The sequence below is a fragment of the Legionella sp. PC997 genome (genome assembly GCF_014109825.1).
GTDB lineage: Bacteria > Pseudomonadota > Gammaproteobacteria > Legionellales > Legionellaceae > Legionella.
The window spans coordinates 1,317,697-1,335,457 of sequence record NZ_CP059576.1 but is presented as its reverse complement, the minus strand read 5'-3'; the positions used below and the strand labels follow the sequence as shown (position 1 = coordinate 1,335,457).

Here is a 17,761-nt window from a genome sequence, read left to right as displayed (position 1 = left end):
TTAATGAAAGGAAAATTACTTATTATTGGGGGTGCTGAAGTGACTACGCATTCTAAAAGTGACGCGTATCACTCTGATCTTTTGATAAGCCTTTATCGTAATCTAAATTGCAAAACCATTGCTATTATCACTGCTGGCGGCAAAGGTCTTAAAGGGGTAAAAGAAAAATATATCGCTATATTTAAAAAGAAATTAAACTTCGAGGTAGAATTTGTTGTATTACATGAGCAGGATGATAATGAAAAAATATTATATAAAGAGCGATTAGAGCAAGCGGATTCTATTTTTTTTACAGGTGGAAATCAAATCCAGATATTAGAACTTCTGGAAAAAACATCATTCATTAATTTAATCAAAGAACGCTATAAGCATGAGCGGATTGTGATTGCTGGCACCAGTGCTGGCGCAATGATGCTGTCTGAGCAAATGATATGTGACGGGAGTAATGCAGCACCCCAGATCAATGAATATTTGAAAATTACTCCAGGAATGGGACTTATACCCAATTCAATTATAGATACTCACTTTATACAACGCGGACGTATTACCCGGCTAGCCCATGCCATTAACAGATACCCTCATCTATTTGGAATAGGGCTGGAAGAAAATACTGCACTACTCTTGGAGGGTACCAATGGTAAAGCCCAGTGTTTTGGATCTGGTACAGTGACTATAATGGAAGAAATAAAAAAAACTCCATCGGAACATTTTAAATTAAATGACAAAACGATACGTGTGACGACTTCATTTATAACTTCGAAAGATAAAATTAATTTAAAAAAACTTTAAGTATCTCCCCCAACATCAAATTACTCGTCTTATTGATCTTCTTTCTAAACGTAATTTCTTATATCACGATTTTTCCGGAAATATTGATTAGCTATGGATCGGAATACTGCTCAGGAAAATAGGAGGCAAAACACCCATTACTTGCTATTATAAGTTTCTGTTTTTCAATCTAAAGTAAATATGGCTGATATAATTTTCATTGGTGCAGGACCTATTGGTCTGTTAGGGGCAATACAATTAAAACTACAATTCCCGGAAAAAGAAATTCTCATGTTTGAAAAATATGAGGAGCCTATACGCAATCACGCGATGTATGTTGAACAAAGTTCTTTTGCGGGAATGGACAGAAGCAAGGGCTTCGGAGAAGTGCTTGATAGCATCCCGTCTAAAGTAATAATCAGTGATCTAGAAAAAAAACTAAGAGGTTTTGCCACCTTAATAGGCATTAAAATTCAATATCAGGAAATTAAAGATTTTAATGAATTAAAAAGGCAACACCCTGATACCGAGTATTTCGTAGGCAGTGGAGGTTTACGAGGTATTGTGCATCCTCAAGTTTTTAATGGAGAAGATCAGATTAATGAGCCTTTACGCTATGCGGTTGAAGTAAAATATAAAGCCTCGGGTGCAACACGACCGCTTAATAAAGTCACAGAACTGCCAGGAGTACTTGCATATACCAATCATTTAGTATCCGAGTATGTAGGCCATTTAAAAGATGATCTTACACCTGTTTCACTCAGAATTTTTGTCGATGAACCTACCTTTAAAGCAATGAAGGACGCTACATTCAAAAATCCTTATACGCTGACTGATGAAGATAAAATTCCACAAAATTTATTTAACACCATAACTACTTATTTGAAAGCCAGGAAACACCTCGCATCTGAAAAGATCGAAGAAAACAGTTTAAAAATCTCTACCATTAGCTTATCCATTTATGCGAGCAAAGATTTTTGCAGAAAAGTGGATGGTAAAACCATCTTCCAAATAGGAGAAGAAGGATTTGCCTGTCCGTTTTATCGAAGCTTTAATGATAATGCGTTATGCATCCCTTTCTTCACTAAAGCGATGAAAGCGTTGTTCGAAAAAAAGCATGTAGAATCGAACAAATTTAACCCCAGTTCGCTTTTTAGTATTTCTTCCATTGAAGAAGATCCCCTGGAATACTATCAACATAATGTGCAAGGATTGGTTAATAGTGAGATTCGAACAATTCATTACTTAAATTTTGGTATTGAAATGCTTGAAACCTCGGTAGCTTCAACTCAATCCGCTCCCAAAATTACAGGTTCTAAATTGAACTTAAAAAGAGGAGGTAAAACCTTCTTAGATGAGATGAATAAGGCGCCTTCAAATAACATCACAGAACATACCTCATTGCCCAAATGTGTACTGATATAAATATATGTATAGGGGGTCAGACTCGCAGTTTGACCCTACATAAGCAAAATATTGTGGCGCAGATGAAATTGCTCGACAATTAGGTAATAATATGGGGCTATGATATGTGTGATGGGCTCAGAAAATTTCCCGTGATACACGGAAAAATCATAAAGGATATCAATCATCAACAAGTGACCCCATTTAAAAACTGACCCATAGAATAATGATGCCCAATAAACCGGGACGGATATTAAGATTAAGTACCTTCATCAGATTTGCACCGTGGGTGCGAGAAGAGATTAAGTAATTCTAAAGATTAAGGGATAAGCACGAAATGGAAATTTCTCAAAATTTTATGGAAGATGCCAAAGCCATTTTAGAAGCAGCACCCGATTTGTACCTTATTCTATCACCACAACTAACCATTGTGGGGGCTAGTAATGCCTATCTTAAAGCGACTATGGTACAAAGAGAAGACATCTTAGGTCGACATCTTTTCGATGTGTTTCCAGATAATCCCAACGACCAATCCGCATCAGGTGTGAATAATTTACGCCACTCATTGAATCGTGTTTTAAAAGATAAGGCTTGTGACGCGATGGCCATTCAAAAATACGACATTCGCCGCCCCGCCTCTTTTGGAGGTGATTTTGAGGTACGCTATTGGAGTCCACTTAATTGTCCGGTGCTAGAAAATGGCCAAGTCAAATACATTATCCATCGAGTAGAAGATGTCACTGAATTTATTCATCTTCAGCAATCACATGATTCCCAGCTGAAAATCATCGAAACTTTGCAAAGCAGCAAAGGCAAAGCGGGGACCGAAATCTTGAAAAGAGCCAAAGATATCCAGGAGCTTAATAAAAAATTGCAAGGCAGTGAACGATACAATGCCGCTTTTTTATCAGCGATTCCTGATGCGATGATATTAACCAACCAAGATGGTCTTATTGAATTTAGCAATAATCAAGTCGAAGAAATGTTCGGCTATTCCAAAGAAGAGCTATTAGGACAATCCGTTGAAATCTTAATGCCAGAACACTTCGCTAAAGCTCATCCACAACATCGTGATAGCTATTTTAAATCACCTCGCGTGCGCCCCATGGGTCTTGGAATGGAGCTTAGTGGTAAGCGAAAAAATGGAGAAATATTTCCTCTTGAAATTAGTCTGAGCCCCTTAGATACCGCTAAAGGATTAGCTGCCATAGCCATTATTCGCGATGTCACTCGTCAAACGGAACAAAAAAAATTATTACAGCAAAAAGAAAAATCACTTCGAGAAGCGTATGAGATTGTTGAAAAAGAAAAATTAGAATTGGAGTCGATTAATCAAAAAATGTTTTTGATTACTCAATTAAGTGAAACATTGCTGGCTTGTAAAAACATTGACGAAATACTTGAATCTTTTACTTCATTTGCCAATGAAATTCTTGATTTTTCTGATGGTGTCTTATATCTCATGCATAATTCACGCAATTACCTTGAAAAGAAAATTACCTGGGGTAATAAGAGCAATGACTACGCCATAACTTTTTCTCCTGATGAATGCTGGGCATTAAGGAGAGGATGCATTCATCAAGTGAGTAATTCGCAACCAACTGTTATTTGTCAGCACATTAAAGAAATGCACCAGACAGAACACGCATCTTTATGTATTCCTTTAATGGCTCAATTTGAAATATTGGGTTTGTTGTTCATTGATACAAATTCAAGTTGTTCCTCTACTGAAAAACAAAGCGCTTTAATTCATGTGGTTAGCGAAACTGTTTCATTAGCTATTGCAAATATACGTCTAAAAGAATTGTTGCGTTCCCAAGCAATTCGCGATCCCCTCACAGGTTTATTGAATCGCCGTTTCCTGGATGAATATGTGGTGAAGCAAATAAGTCAGGCAAAACAAAACCAAACAAAGATTGCATTCATTATGGTTGATGTAGATAATTTCAAATGCGTTAATGACAACTTTGGCCATGATACAGGGGATCAAGCATTGGCTTTGTTAGGAAAGCTGCTTGCATCATTAACTCGTGAGGGTGATTTGGCTTGTCGTTATGGTGGAGAAGAGTTTTTATTAGTTTTACCTTACTGTACTCTAGATAATGCACAACAAATTGCAGAAACCATTCGCGACGAGGTCAGTAAAATGTCAATTACACTTAAAAGCAATGTCTTTAGTATCACCATTTCTCTGGGGGTTTCTAGTTATCCTCAGCATGGTTCTTCAATGCATGAATTAATCGAAGCGGCCGACAAAGCACTGTACGTTGCTAAAAAACAAGGTAAAAATAGAACCATCATTTTCTCTGATGAGTATTCACCCGGAAGAAAATCTTAAGCACTACACATTAAATCGATAAACTAAATGTTTCTCAGCGCATCAATCTTATGTAATGCATGAGTACAAAAATATAAAAGCTTCAGTCATCTGATACGCAAATACTGCGACAGGGAAAATATTATGATTCAAATTGAAAAAATATCGGGTGAACTCGCTAAAGCCTTGTGTCAAACCATAACAATGGAGTTGCCTGAATACTTTGGATTACCAGAAGCAAATGAGCATTACGCAATTGGGGTTACCCAACATATAAATTTCGCCGCTAAAAGGGATGATAACTACATTGCTCTCATTTCAATTGATTTTCCTTACCCTAATAATGCCAATATTTATTGGATGGCTGTAAGACGGGATTTTCACCGTCAAGGTGTTGGAAAGCAATTAATAGATGGAGCTTGTCATTATGCTGTAACGCAAGGAGCTAAAACCATAACCGTTGAAACACTGAGTCCCTCTGAATCAGAAGCGAATTATCTTAAAACGTATCGTTTCTATCAATCGGTGGGATTTAAAGCTCTTTTTGGTTTAAAACCCGCTGGATATGAATGGAATATGGTATATATGATGAAGCAGCTTGTGCCTTCAACAATAAACCAACAAGCTATTGTTATTAAACCCTTGGCGTTGACTGATATCCCCTTGCTGGTCGATGCTTTTCAAAAAGTAAATTGGCCAAAACCTACATCATTATTTGAAACGTATTATCAAGAACAACAACAGGCTGAGCGAGTCGTATGGTTGGCTTATTTTCAAGACCAAATTGCAGGCTATGTTACGCTTAAATGGACATCGCTCTATGAACCATTCGCTCATAAACAAATCCCAGAGATTATGGACCTAAATGTATTGCCTTCTTTTCGCAGATTTGGAATAGGAAGTACTTTACTAACAGTCGCTGAAGAAAAAGCAGCAAGTCAGCACTCATACGTAGGTATTGGTGTAGGCTTATATAGCGGGCAAGATGGTGGATATGGCCAGGCGCAACGACTTTACATCAAACGGGGCTATATTCCTGATGGACTGGGAGTCACCTATAACTATAAACCACTTGTTCCAGGAAAAATGGTTTCTTTAGATGATGATTTGATATTATGGTTTACTAAAAAAGTGAAATAACACAATGAAATTTCCCTATCAACTCATCGAATTAACCCATACTTTGGATGAAACCAGCCCTTCTTGGGAGGAAAACTGTGGTTTCTCGTCAACAATAGTATTGGATTACGCTGACTGTACCAGCGAAACTTCATTTCGCGTGCAACATCTTACTCTGCCGGCAGGGATAGGAACGCATATGGATGCGCCCTCGCATTGCTGTCCTGATGGATTGTCTATAGACCAAATTCCACTGGATCGATTAGTTGCTCCTTGTATTCTCATTGATGTCTCCCAAAAATCGCATGAACTATATAGTGTCACTCCACAAGATATCGCTGATTTTGAAAAAAAACATGGCCTAATTCAACCGGGTTCGTTTGTGATCATAAAAACCGGCTGGGCACGTTTCTGGGATAATCCCATCCAATATCGTAACCAGTATAATTTTCCCAGTGTCTCGTCTGAAACTGCCCTCTTGCTGGCGTCACGAGACATTGTGGGTTTAGGTATAGACACATTATCGCCTGACAGGCCCGATGATGGTTATCCAGTACATCGCATTTTGTTAAGTTCAGGACGATACATCGTGGAAAATATTGCCAATAGTGAACAATTACCCTCTAAAGGAAGTTTTGTTATGGCTTTCCCATTGAAAATAAGGCAAGCAACTGAGGCACCTACGCGTTTAATTGGACTATTGCCATGAATGATGATCGATATTATCAAAATAAATTGATTTTGCATTGGACTTTGAGTTGAATAAATAGAATGAATAAAAGCATTTTTGATGACCTGGAACATTTAGAAAAAGAAGCCGCTCTTTTTGGCCTGCAATGGGAAACCAAAGCCCAAATTATGGCGCAAATTCGAAGCGAGTGCCTGGAGATTGAAGAACATCTGGAGGCAAAAGACAAAAGAGCTGCTTTGCAGGATGAAATCGGCGATTTACTGCACGCAGTATTTTCTTTATGCACTTATTGTAAGTTTGATACCGAGCTCACTTTGCGAAACAGCCTGAATAAATTTGAACAACGTTTAAATGCGATGAAGGATATTGCCAAAGAACACGGCTTGGAAAATCTCCAAGGCAAATCGGTTATGGAGCTAATGCACTACTGGGATTTAGCAAAACAAAGAACCACGATTCCAGAAACTGCAGGTATTCGTGGCACTCCAAAAGCGCTACACCTATGGGAAAAAGTAAAGCAGAAAGAGATAATATTAAATAATGTCTGGTGTAATCAATGCAGGAGCATATGCAGAATTAAATCCCCGGTTGTCATGGAAGATGGTAGGACAATTAGGCTTGAAGGCGAATGTGGTACATGTGGTGCCCAAGTTGCACGCTATCTGGAAGAAGCATGAAAAATAATGATGCAGCTACCCAATGGGCTGTTAATTATCTGGAAGCTCATGATTACAAACTGGTTGCGATACAAAAAATAGTTGAGCCAGCCCATTCCATCGTGAAAAAAATAAACACCTCAAAAGGCGTCTTCTATCTTAAGCAAACGCCGCCCGAACTTTATCTTGAACCCGACACCATCTCTTTGCTTCAAGCTCAAGAGTGTCAGCATATCCCAACAGTCATTGCAAAAAATGATCGATACCATTGCTTTTTGACACCAGCTTGTGGCGATGTCACTTTACGCGCTCTGTTTTTAAAGGACAATGTTGATACTGACTTATTAAGGCAAGGGATTAGAAATTATGTATCGATTCAAAGAAAACTAGAAAATGATATACCTCAGTTGGTTGCTTTGGGTATTCCCAATTGGCAGCTTGATCAATTTCCGTTGCTTTATAGCAAGCTTGTAACAGAAACGGAGCTGTTAATTGCTGATGGCCTAACTGCCAGAGAAATCACTGCCCTTAATCAGGCTTATGGGTTCTGTGTAGAACAATGTGAACAACTGGCAGAGTATAAAATCCCTGAAACCATCAATCATTGCGATTTTCAGGATAATAATATGCTACGTTCACAAAACACAGGAGAGATAAGTATTATAGATTGGGGAGAAACAGTTATTGGTCATCCATTTTTCTCGCTTAATACTTGCTTATGGAATCTAACTTATTTTCACAATATGAAGCCGGGCGACACTCAATACCAAGTACTACAGCATATTTGCGTATCTTCCTGGTTGGGAAGCTATAAAGAAAGCGATTTAATAAAAGCTTTCAACATCGCCAACAATCTCTTGGGTATTTTTGCTGCTTTAAGTTACAAACGAATATATAAGGCAACTGCAAACCAGTCAAAGACCGTCCAAGAAGAACATCCTGGCTCCATAGCGGGTTGTTTAAGAAGCTTTTTGAGCAGAAGATAATGACTAAGCCTCGCCTCATAGGTTCTAAGTCACCTGCCATTTAAGAAGTGACGCAAAAATATAAAGCAAATACCGCACGGATATCCCTCTTGGCTCGTTGAAAGCAGAATGGGGTGGGATAAATATTTGTACCGTGCGTTCTATGGTACGATACCTAGTTGCTGTTGCTGTGGTTCTAACCTAATTAATATATCATTAAGTTTAGAAATAACAGTAGCAATGTCAGGACGCTTAGTCGGATCCTCTTTGGTCATTTCCTTCAAAATTTCTTTTATCTCATTCCGTAGATCAGTTTCTTCTGATGAAGGAATGATTTGAGAGTCTTGGATGTACTCAAATAAGTCAAATCCCATCTTGTCTGGATCGTAACATCCATTCTCGTGTATTTGTTCAAGAGCGAAGTCAACAACCTCCTGACCACTCTGTGCATTTAGCTGATCTGGAAAGTAAGAGCTAGGATCTAAATTTGGATTTAAACACGCTATTAACAACACCCCAAGTTGAAAGATGTCTCTTGCTGGAGTTACTGGTATAGTATTTGTAGAGCTTATTTGAAATAGCTCGGGGGGCAAAAAGGCTGGGCTGCCATAAACCGTATCCTTTTCACCAACTTTTAAAGCACTATCTACATCTAAAAAATTAATCGTAGACCCCTTCCCGGATAAATAAGCGCGTATATTCTCTAGTTTAATATCCCTGTGAACAAAATTTTTATCGGAAATTTGTGTTTTATATGCTTCCAATATAGGAAGCAAGACACTTTTAACCATTGCTGCAGTATCAGGATCAGCATTACTAATAAAATCGACAATTTCTACATCTAGATCTCTACCCTTTAACTTATTCATGAGCGCATAACTTTTTGAGAATAAACCGAGTTGAGCGTGGGATTTTTTTACCTCAATAGGGGGTTGCATACCTATATGGTCAAAGTTTTTCGTTTGCTCATAAGCTGAAACTGCTTCTGAGTGATTATATGGAGCTGCACCGGTATCAAGTATTTTCTTTTGGGCATACTGGGTGTTTTTTACTCTAATAGCCTTGTCCTCACTTGGCGTATAGGTAACCTCACCACTGGCTATATCAACATCAATAAAACCCATAGCCCCCCTAGCCTTACTGAAAGCACCTTTTCCTAGAAAATCTTTACTAATAACATAGTACCTTTTAATGTTAGAATTGGTATTTTCTTGATCAAGAATCAAGTTGTGAGTTATTTCTAGTTCGAGAGAAGGCCCTATCTTATGTTCTCCTTTCTTCTCAAGAAAAGCTAAATCATTCTTAATCAGATAATTACCTAATGCTTGTGCTTCTTGGGAGGAATTGTTAATCAACGTGGGATCAATTTTGAGTTTCATGGCAAGATACAAATTAATACAACATGTTTAAATTATAGGCTATATTTTAATTATCGGTGCTGAACCCCTAATATTGCTCCAGCAGTTATCGAAAAGGGTCTAAGACATAAAATGCCATCTGTAATGACTACGTATAATAAAAATGGATGCTGCTCCAAAGTAAGTGGGCTTTATATGCTTGGGCGATCACATCGCAAAGAATCTATATATCTAACCAGGATCTTGAAAAATGTAATCAGCAAAACTATAAAAACTCTTTACTAATGACATTTGATTCATGTTTACTTGAAGGTTATTCCCCTTTTCAAAAATGATACAGTAATTAGATCAGGTATTCCGGATAGAACAAGAAGCTTTACATTTTCAATTCAACAAGATAAAAGGTCACTTAGAACCCATATAACAGGCTAGTCAATGTATATTTCACAGACCATAAAATGGATTCAATCCATGGTGATCGGACTCAACTTCTGTCCTTTTGCAAAACATGAAATGGATAAAAATGGGGTAAGGATAGAAGTAAGTTCAGCTAAAAATTTTGAAGAAGGTCTTCAAGATTTATTCATGGAAATTGAACTTTTAAACGCAAATCCTGCTACGGGAACGACTTTACTCCTGTATCCGCATTTTTTAAGTGAATTTCTTGAATATTTAGACTTTGTTGATCTTGCCAATGAAGCCATAATGCAATCTGGATACCAGGGGGTATACCAGTTAGCAACTTTTCACCCCGCATACCAATTCTATGGAACTACTCAAGATGACGTAAGTAATTATACCAACCGCTCCCCCTACCCTATGCTGCATTTATTAAGAGAAACGATGCTTGATCAAGCAATTGCCTTTTATGGTCCCACTGAAGCAATACCAGAGAACAATATAGCAAATTTGCGAAGCCTAGGTTTAGCAAAAGTAAAACGACTACTAACAAATTGTATGTAATAGCAAGCATAGCCTGGATGCTTGCAACCAGGATTCCAGCGCAAACATTACACACAATAAAATCATCTAGCAAAAATAAATTATGTAATTGAAATTACTGCAATCTGTTCTTCTTGCTGAATATTTAAAGAGTCACTTACTATTTTTCGTACATGTTCTAATTGTTCTGATTTAGCTTTTAAATGCTCCATATGAACCGTATTTAATGATTTTCCAGACCAGAGAGTGCTGCATGCATTTCCCATGCTGCATTTATTTGAAATGACGGGATCATGGTATAACGAAAAAAAAATGCTCATACAAAAGTATTTTAGTATGCTGGAGATGACTTCGAGAATGTTTAGAGTACTGTGATCTTTAAGAGATTCTAAATCTGTTTTCATGAGTACATCACTTAACTCTGTAACTTGTCCAAACTTAAATCGAATTGCTTCCTCGATGGTATGGCCTTCAAATTTTTTAATACGGATTTCATACAATTGACTCAAAAGATTTCGCCGTAACTCGATATTATTTTCATCTGTAAAAACATCATTTTTTTTAAGCCAATTTGATTGTCTAAAGATTTGCTCATCAAATACCGACAAATGAAAGGCGAGAATCACATTAAAAAGAGTTTTTCCATTAAGTATTTCTTTCCATTTAGATTCTGAAACTTCTGTATAGGCATCAATATCATTTTGTCTTAGAAGGGATCGCACAGCCACATATAATAATTCATCTTCAAAATCATGAGGATATATTGACAAAATATTTTTTGCTTTTTTTACTCCTTGTCTCACTATTTGATCAAAATCACGGGCTTCTTCTGCATAAACTTCCCACAAAGACATATCATTTTTCCTCAAAATCATTATTTGTATTTAAAATACTCGTCTTGTACATTATCTTTGAATTTAACGCAATGATAAGGAACAATTAAGATAACTTTTTTCTTTGAAACACGATTAATCCCCTGATTTCGTATATCTACTTGTGGGGTTACCTACGAGGAGCAAAGAAAGGATGAAGTAATTAGAACCTTTTTCTCTTCTAGAATTAAGTGTGGTTTTTCTCCTTCTTTAGAGGTTAAATTAAGGAGCTTCTGCAACAAATAAAGATAAATTTAGGGGATAAAACCCATAAAACCCGACGGAGATCTGAACCGTATATTTACTGTTATAGCCGAAAAAACGGGGATTAACTATAGCGATATCAAGTTGGAAAAAGATTATGCACGAGAAGAACACTCGAGCGGCTACCGAAATTGCTAGAAGCCCTTGAAAAGGAACAAAGTGCACCATCTAACCGGCCTCAAATGCGATTAACCAGATTACATCATTCTATAGACTTCCAAGGATATCCAAGCAAGAAAATTACAATTAATTTGTAGCGACAGTTTACATCATTAAATTAATCTCGTTATAGTATGAGTAAGTATCTACAAATTAAGGATAATTAGTGAAAAAGAATATAATTTATATTATTTCGGGTCTTATTTTTGCAGGAAACTTATATTCAGGGACCATGGGAACAAATACACCTATCAGAAATTTATATATAAGGGGTGATTTAGGTTACAACTTTTTTAATGACCCTTCGGCAATGACTGCGAGTTATCTTTCAAATACTCCAATCAGTGCGCTCGATACGCATATAGAAGACAGACTGGGCTATAGTGTTGGGATTGGTTATCGATTCATGCCGCAATTGAGAACCGACGTTACATTTACTTATCGCCCTTCCATTTCATTCCAAGCAACGGATGATGCACCTGAAATAGGTACTGCGAAACTCAGAAATTATACCGTTATGGCTAATGGTTATTATGACTTTGATTTAAACCTACCAGTTATGCCTTATTTAATGGCTGGTATTGGCCTGAGTTCTAATACAACCAATAGTATTTATTGGCCTTTCGTACAGCAAAATGAATTCGGTCATACCGTCAATCACTTCGCTTGGCAGGTAGGCGCCGGATTGGCTTATGCTCTCTGTGATCGTTTGTTACTTGATTTTAATTATCAATTTGTGGATCTGGGTAAATTTTCCAATACTGGACATTATGATACCGGAGGTCCTTTTAATATTGGTTTAATTGGAACACCAACAAGTTTTAATACATTATACAGTAATCAGATTCAAGTGGGATTGCGATATTATATTTTATAAAAGGCCTAGTTATTTTCTTAATATTCGAGATAATTTTGCTTTGAATCAAGCTTTTCAGAAGTAAAAAAACAACAGTAACAATCTTAGAAAGATTGATGGGACCAATTTATTAAAAAAATCTTCTATACTCTTTAGAGGACTTCTGAAATTAAATGGAGAGACAATGAATAAAACGGATCCCCCTTATAAAAAACTTTGGCGATCACGAGATAATAAAATTATTGCAGGGGTTTGTGGCGGTTTGGGAGAATATTTTAACTTCGATCCATTTTGGGTTCGTGTTTTATTTATTGTATTTTTCTTAGCCGGAGGTGCGGCTTTTCTTGCATATGTAATTATATGGCTTCTCGTCCCGTTGGAACCACTAAATAAAGAAAAGAAAATTATTAACCCGGATTTGTAAAAAAATTTTTTAAGCCTCATTTAAGGAAAAATTAAGATCCTAGTCATTCCGCGGAAAAATTGGATAAATTTATCCTTGTGCCAGGTTTTGTTCAGGAGAATGCAGCTCATCCATTATTTCCTTTATGTTTGGATCTTGATATAAATTTTCACGTATAGCAGCAAACGTGTTTGATGTAGGACTATTCAATATGTCTCTCAATCCTTGAACATGGGTGTTTTCATCAGCATCAGGTTCCATTTTCGATATTTTCTTAATTTCAATTAGATTTTTTACAATATTTGATTCGTTATTATAATCAATTCGTGTAAGAATATTCTTTAATTCATTGATATAGCGAGGAGAGTTTTTCTCCTCATTGTAAAATAAGGAACTGGATAATATATTGTAAATAATATCAATATTTTTGCGTCGGTCCAGAGGATCTATCTTCATTATGTCCAAATGGGTTCGTGATAAAGAAGGATTGGAGGACACTGGTCTTAAACTTTTAATGTATTTAATCCCATCAAGAAAGGCCATATGAGTACCATCATATAGTTTCATTGATTTGTTTAATTTGTCGCAAAGCTCAAGAGAAGATAATTGAAGTTGTTCTCCTTTATTGGGATCAAAAAAGGAATAGGTATCATCATGGTTCTTTTTGATTAACATGGAATGTCCTTCCATTTTACCAAAAGATTTAGAAAAAACCTTAAATTTTATATAGGTTCCCACCTTCAGTTCAGCTAATTTATTGGAGAGCAATGCAGCATCCACTTGTTTTTTATCTGGACTTACTTCTGAGAACGTGAATAGGGAGTAAGGGTATTTATTCAAAAAATATGCGGCAAATTTTTCAGCAGAACTACTGGTATCCAAAATATGGCTTCCAATCACCCAGTCATTATTTAACTGATACAGCCCTGCCAACAAATGAATATCATTTAAATTTTGAGGAAGAAGTCTGTTTAAATCAAAAGAATCTAAGGATTCGTTTTGAGCAGAAAATCCCAAGAGATCTTCTTTAATAATATAATTACAAATTAATTCACAAAGCCCTGAAAATCTAAGACGAGCCCGATTAAGTGACCCATAGTGGACATCTCGTCTTTGTTTTTCAATAAAATCATCCTGATTATAATATTTTTTAAATGGGGTAACGGTAGGCCTAATTGCTGTATCTATTTTATCATCATAATTGGAAACTATTTTTTGGGTTAAAATATCCATAACCTTTTTGAAAATAGCTACGCTCTCCTCATCCAGGGATTCATCTCCCAACGTACCTCCTCCAAGAACAGTCCGTAGCATCATAAACCATTTACTTTCGTTTTCTGTGAGTGGTGTTGTATTTATGTAATTTGATACGGCAGATAATACTTGATTCTGAATATCATTTAACAGAGGGATTGCTTTAACATAAATGTCTATAAAATGTAATAAATTTTGCTCTTTATTTTGATTTTGGACTAACTCCTCGCCTAATTTGAATTTAATAAATTCCAGCGAAGCGTTATAGATAGTTCCTAGCTGAGCAGGAGTCCAAACTTTATCCTCCTTGTTTTGGAATTCATGTTTCATTTCTTTTAAAACACGAATCATTCCATGTAAATCTTTTTTGGATTCTGCTTCTTTTAATACTAGGAGGTAAGTACTTTTTATCCGTTGATTTCTTTTTAAAAGGAGTTCTAGTTCCTCCATGCTGTTATCTAAAATACCTTTTTTATCAACATCCACTGCGGTTATCGAGATATTATTCTGCAAAGAATCGCATAAACTTCGAACCGAGTTAAAATCATTTTGGACTAAATCAAGATGAACGAGCGTATTATTATGTAGAAGCGCCTCACTTAGATGCTTTAATCCTTCATCACCTATTTGGTTGTTAGACAAAACCAAAGTGGCCAGTGCATTGTTATTTTTAAGAGCAGTCGCTAAGTGTTGAACTCCTGCGTTGCCCATTGCATTTCCCGATAATTTCAACTGTTTAAGAGAAGAGTTATTTTTAACGAGTTCCGCTGCAACAGGATACTTTGTAGAGTCAAGTCCATTTGAGGACAAATTCAAATGGGTTAGAGTGGGGTGAACCATTAAAGCCTTAGTTAATGCTTCTAATCCTTCAGGATAAGATTTATCTAAACTACAATTTACCAAATCTAATTTTATTAGATTTTTATTACCTTTTAATCCCTCTGTTAAATAATCTATATAGTAGCGGCCAAAATAATTTATACCCAGGTTTAAATTTTTTAAAGAATGACTCTCTGTTAGAAGCTGGGTTAAACCAGAGTCAATTTGTAAACTACAATCATTTAAATTAAGTTCCTCAAGCGAGGGATGTTTACTTAATATTTCCAATAAACTATCTGTAACTCCTGCAACAGTACAACCTCTGAGTCTTAATATTTGAAGACTTTTATTATCCTGTAACGCATGGGCAATTGTATCTACTCCTTTCGCGTCAAAATTGGTATAAGTTAAATCAATTTCTTTTAATGTAGTGTTGTTTTGTAACAATTCCGCAATAAAGGGGGCTTCTGTGTTTCCAATAGGGCTATTTATTAAAGACAATGATTTTAAGTGTGAATTTTTTTTTAAAGCTGTTGTTAATAATTTGATAAAATCACTAGTTACATTACTCTCTGGTAGCTTGTGGCAAATTAAATATTCTAATCTGGTATTATAATCTAAGGTCTGTATTATTTGTTTCCAGATCTCAAACTCCTTCTCTAGAGAGGATAAATCCAGTAGGGCTTGCCTTTTCTGTAACTTTTTTGCTAAGGAATTCTCATAAATATAGTGAGAATAAAAACTTTTTATGAGTGCTTCAAAAAAAAATATTCGAGCAGGTAACATGGCCAATCTCAAAGTACCAATAATATACATTATAGAATAGCTCAGTAATTTTTTTTATTAGTACCCTAGTGATTCGGACTTTGAATAAAAATATTAATAAGTTTTTTTACTTTGCAAAGATTGTGCAATTATCATTCATCATGATAACATTTACTGCTTAATATCCTACAAGTCCTCGATGGTTTACTCATGACAACTACGTTACTAACCGACTCTATAAATCCATTTGATAACTTGCCGAATGAAATACTTCAATACTTATTGGGCTTTAGCAATCATCAGGGTATGTTGGTGTGCAAACGTTTTCTGGAAGCCGATCGAGAAGCAACTAAACATGAAGCTCAAGAATTTTTCAACCATTATCTCATAACAAAAAATCTTAATTTGGAATCAGTAAACCCGCTTAAGATAATATACTTTATTCATTTTTTCGCACTTAAATCCTTACCTGAAATAGAAGATAGACTCAATAAAATCGCAAGTATCGGTATTCTATTATTACAATTGTATGAAGTTCTGAACTTCTATACCCAGCATAATCAGATTGATTTTACCCTGTCACGCGAACCCGATGTTCTCGCAAGTTCAGCACTGGCTGTCTCTCTTCTTTTGACTTCCAATGATGAAAGCGATGCTCTAAGAACCTCTATCACTGAAAAAGATATTGAGAAAATCAAAGGTACTGTAAGTGATATGCTGATTTTTCTTAATGGCACCAACAATGAAAAAGTCAAAACATGCTCTTTCAACGAAATTGTCATGGCGATGATGGAAGCGTTAAAAGCAGGTATGAAACACGCATCGAATAATTCATCTGTTTTTAGCTTGCGCTTTTTTGGCTTTAGGCCGCCTGAAAGTAAAGCGGAAATGATTTTACGCTTGGTGGATCAATGTGTTGCAATCCTTGAAAATCAGATGCTTTCAACTCAGCCCAGCTGCATCCTGTTTTAGCTCTCTATTTAATTATTCATTCGGGAAAGGAATTGCCCAAGGGCTTTTCGTTCAAAATTCCATACCAAAGATTTGCCTCTAGAACTTTCTTGAAAAAATGGAATTAATTCGGGCAAATTTTTTCTTTGTGTACCCCTGATCAGAAGTAGTAAGGGTAAGAAATTCCACTATTCTTTCTTATCGCCCGAAAATTTTTCATTTCCTGCTCCAACATATCTATCATAAGTTTTTTTAAATTGACCATTTTCTTCAAACTCAACTAGTGCATTATTAATCTGTTGTAATAGTTCCTTGTCACTCTTATTCACCGCAATACCAAAACCATACCCATAAGTAAAAGGCTTTCCAAATGTAGTAAAGATTGGAATTTGAGTAATCCAGTATTGTGCTGCCAGTGCATCTTGCAAGATAAAATCAACCTCTCCCTCACCCAACGCCTTAATTAGCCGATTAGTCGAGCTATAGTTTATAATCTGCACATCAGATAAGCCTGACTCTTTAATTACTTGTTCATAGATAGTTCCAACTTGGACACCTATTTTTTTCTCATTAAGTACATCCTTTGAAAAGGGAATTGCTGCCCATTTTTTTAATGCCAAATATTGAACATCGCTTGGAAGATAGGGATAGGAAAAGTTGACCCGTTCAATTCGTTCTAAGGTGATTGTAATGGACGAAACTCCGATATCAGCTTCATGCTTTTCTATACTTGAGATTAGAGTATTTTCCATGAATTCAGAGCGATATATACATTTACGATGAATTATTTCACAAATATCCTCCATCATTTCTATGTCAAAACCAAATAATTGTTTGTTTGCTCCTTGCATAATAAAAGGAGGATTAAACATTTCTGTTGCCACTATAAGTGGGGGTAACGGATCAGCATAAGTTAAGGGTATAAGAGAAAAAAAGATAAATAAAAATTGAGTCCACTTTTCCCTTTTCCCTAAATATACTAAGCCACAGTATGTTATGGTTTTTAATAACACGACATTTCCTTATGTTGTGAACGCCTAGTTCTTAAAAAATGTATCGCATTTATTGAAAAGGTACAATGCTGTCATTTCGTTTTTGCTCCATGATTGGTCCCGTAGTGAGTGGTTTTTAAGCAATATTTGCTTTTCAATTGGCTATTTTGTGATTTCATGGTTTTTACTAGATTAACCGGAAAACC

General features: G+C 36.1%; 15 protein-coding genes. 11 read left to right on the top strand and 4 right to left on the bottom strand.

The window, feature by feature from the left end; genetic code table 11:
* Positions 1-3: 3 nt before the first annotated feature.
* The 7 genes from HBNCFIEN_RS05615 to HBNCFIEN_RS05580 all read left to right on the top strand — a co-directional run bounded on the left by HBNCFIEN_RS05615 (position 4) and on the right by HBNCFIEN_RS05580 (position 7,941).
* Positions 4-789: a cyanophycinase gene (locus tag HBNCFIEN_RS05615; RefSeq protein WP_182393084.1), complete on the top strand. Its 786-nt coding sequence runs from the start codon at positions 4-6 to the stop codon at positions 787-789.
* Positions 790-969: 180 nt separating this feature from the next.
* A complete protein-coding gene (locus HBNCFIEN_RS17685; protein ID WP_255464365.1) occupies positions 970-2,193 on the top strand; it encodes a hypothetical protein in 1,224 nt (407 codons plus the stop codon).
* 316 nt (positions 2,194-2,509) lie between these two features.
* The gene (locus tag HBNCFIEN_RS05600) at positions 2,510-4,510 is read left to right on the top strand and encodes a diguanylate cyclase (protein WP_182393083.1); all 2,001 of its coding nucleotides are present in this window, start codon (positions 2,510-2,512) and stop codon (positions 4,508-4,510) included.
* A gap of 123 nt (positions 4,511-4,633) precedes the next feature.
* A complete protein-coding gene (locus HBNCFIEN_RS05595; protein ID WP_182393082.1) occupies positions 4,634-5,629 on the top strand; it encodes a GNAT family N-acetyltransferase in 996 nt (331 codons plus the stop codon).
* A 4-nt stretch (positions 5,630-5,633) separates the two neighbouring features.
* The gene (locus HBNCFIEN_RS05590; protein WP_182393081.1) at positions 5,634-6,317 is read left to right on the top strand and encodes a cyclase family protein; all 684 of its coding nucleotides are present in this window, start codon (positions 5,634-5,636) and stop codon (positions 6,315-6,317) included.
* A gap of 62 nt (positions 6,318-6,379) precedes the next feature.
* Positions 6,380-6,976: a MazG nucleotide pyrophosphohydrolase domain-containing protein gene (locus HBNCFIEN_RS05585; protein WP_182393080.1), complete on the top strand. Its 597-nt coding sequence runs from the start codon at positions 6,380-6,382 to the stop codon at positions 6,974-6,976.
* Positions 6,973-7,941 (top strand): phosphotransferase, encoded by a 969-nt coding sequence (locus HBNCFIEN_RS05580; protein ID WP_182393079.1) that lies wholly within the window; start codon positions 6,973-6,975, stop codon positions 7,939-7,941. The genes HBNCFIEN_RS05585 and HBNCFIEN_RS05580 overlap by 4 nt, the downstream gene beginning before the upstream one ends.
* Before the next feature lie 140 nt (positions 7,942-8,081).
* Here the strand turns inward: HBNCFIEN_RS05580 and HBNCFIEN_RS05575 are convergent, their stop codons facing one another.
* Complete coding sequence (locus HBNCFIEN_RS05575; RefSeq protein WP_182393078.1) at positions 8,082-9,299, bottom strand: serine/threonine protein kinase; 1,218 nt, start codon at positions 9,297-9,299, stop codon at positions 8,082-8,084.
* 414 nt (positions 9,300-9,713) lie between these two features.
* Here HBNCFIEN_RS05575 and HBNCFIEN_RS05570 point away from each other — a divergent pair, with 414 nt between their 5' ends.
* Complete coding sequence (locus HBNCFIEN_RS05570) at positions 9,714-10,241, top strand: DUF1415 domain-containing protein (RefSeq protein ID WP_182393077.1); 528 nt, start codon at positions 9,714-9,716, stop codon at positions 10,239-10,241.
* A gap of 80 nt (positions 10,242-10,321) precedes the next feature.
* Here the strand turns inward: HBNCFIEN_RS05570 and HBNCFIEN_RS05565 are convergent, their stop codons facing one another.
* Positions 10,322-11,074: a hypothetical protein gene (locus HBNCFIEN_RS05565; protein WP_182393076.1), complete on the bottom strand. Its 753-nt coding sequence runs from the start codon at positions 11,072-11,074 to the stop codon at positions 10,322-10,324.
* A 607-nt stretch (positions 11,075-11,681) separates the two neighbouring features.
* Between HBNCFIEN_RS05565 and HBNCFIEN_RS05560 the strand changes: the two genes are divergently transcribed.
* Both HBNCFIEN_RS05560 and HBNCFIEN_RS05555 read left to right on the top strand, forming a co-directional pair.
* Positions 11,682-12,392: an outer membrane protein gene (locus HBNCFIEN_RS05560; protein ID WP_182393075.1), complete on the top strand. Its 711-nt coding sequence runs from the start codon at positions 11,682-11,684 to the stop codon at positions 12,390-12,392.
* A gap of 163 nt (positions 12,393-12,555) precedes the next feature.
* Complete coding sequence (locus tag HBNCFIEN_RS05555; RefSeq protein ID WP_182393074.1) at positions 12,556-12,795, top strand: PspC domain-containing protein; 240 nt, start codon at positions 12,556-12,558, stop codon at positions 12,793-12,795.
* A 69-nt stretch (positions 12,796-12,864) separates the two neighbouring features.
* Here HBNCFIEN_RS05555 and HBNCFIEN_RS05550 read toward each other — a convergent pair whose 3' ends face one another.
* Positions 12,865-15,633 (bottom strand): hypothetical protein, encoded by a 2,769-nt coding sequence (locus HBNCFIEN_RS05550; RefSeq protein WP_182393073.1) that lies wholly within the window; start codon positions 15,631-15,633, stop codon positions 12,865-12,867.
* A 189-nt stretch (positions 15,634-15,822) separates the two neighbouring features.
* On the opposite strand from HBNCFIEN_RS05550, the gene HBNCFIEN_RS05545 reads away from it, so the two are divergent.
* Positions 15,823-16,584, top strand: coding sequence for a hypothetical protein (locus tag HBNCFIEN_RS05545; protein ID WP_182393072.1), 762 nt, complete (start codon positions 15,823-15,825; stop codon positions 16,582-16,584).
* A 167-nt stretch (positions 16,585-16,751) separates the two neighbouring features.
* Here HBNCFIEN_RS05545 and HBNCFIEN_RS05540 read toward each other — a convergent pair whose 3' ends face one another.
* A complete protein-coding gene (locus HBNCFIEN_RS05540; protein WP_182393071.1) occupies positions 16,752-17,576 on the bottom strand; it encodes a transporter substrate-binding domain-containing protein in 825 nt (274 codons plus the stop codon).
* Positions 17,577-17,761 lie beyond the last annotated feature (185 nt).

What these genes read in the sequence shown, in the direction of transcription:
- HBNCFIEN_RS05580 (WP_182393079.1), top strand. Translation starts at nt 6,973, where the DNA reads ATGAAAAATAATGATGCAGCTACCCAATGGGCTGTTAATTATCTGGAA.
- HBNCFIEN_RS05545 (WP_182393072.1), top strand. Translation starts at nt 15,823, where the DNA reads ATGACAACTACGTTACTAACCGACTCTATAAATCCATTTGATAACTTG.
- HBNCFIEN_RS05595 (WP_182393082.1), top strand. Translation starts at nt 4,634, where the DNA reads ATGATTCAAATTGAAAAAATATCGGGTGAACTCGCTAAAGCCTTGTGT.
- HBNCFIEN_RS05615 (WP_182393084.1), top strand. Translation starts at nt 4, where the DNA reads ATGAAAGGAAAATTACTTATTATTGGGGGTGCTGAAGTGACTACGCAT.
- HBNCFIEN_RS05590 (WP_182393081.1), top strand. Translation starts at nt 5,634, where the DNA reads ATGAAATTTCCCTATCAACTCATCGAATTAACCCATACTTTGGATGAA.
- HBNCFIEN_RS05600 (WP_182393083.1), top strand. Translation starts at nt 2,510, where the DNA reads ATGGAAATTTCTCAAAATTTTATGGAAGATGCCAAAGCCATTTTAGAA.
- HBNCFIEN_RS17685 (WP_255464365.1), top strand. Translation starts at nt 970, where the DNA reads ATGGCTGATATAATTTTCATTGGTGCAGGACCTATTGGTCTGTTAGGG.
- HBNCFIEN_RS05550 (WP_182393073.1), bottom strand. Translation starts at nt 15,633, where the DNA reads ATGTTACCTGCTCGAATATTTTTTTTTGAAGCACTCATAAAAAGTTTT.
- HBNCFIEN_RS05585 (WP_182393080.1), top strand. Translation starts at nt 6,380, where the DNA reads ATGAATAAAAGCATTTTTGATGACCTGGAACATTTAGAAAAAGAAGCC.
- HBNCFIEN_RS05565 (WP_182393076.1), bottom strand. Translation starts at nt 11,074, where the DNA reads ATGTCTTTGTGGGAAGTTTATGCAGAAGAAGCCCGTGATTTTGATCAA.
- HBNCFIEN_RS05575 (WP_182393078.1), bottom strand. Translation starts at nt 9,299, where the DNA reads ATGAAACTCAAAATTGATCCCACGTTGATTAACAATTCCTCCCAAGAA.
- HBNCFIEN_RS05570 (WP_182393077.1), top strand. Translation starts at nt 9,714, where the DNA reads ATGTATATTTCACAGACCATAAAATGGATTCAATCCATGGTGATCGGA.
- HBNCFIEN_RS05555 (WP_182393074.1), top strand. Translation starts at nt 12,556, where the DNA reads ATGAATAAAACGGATCCCCCTTATAAAAAACTTTGGCGATCACGAGAT.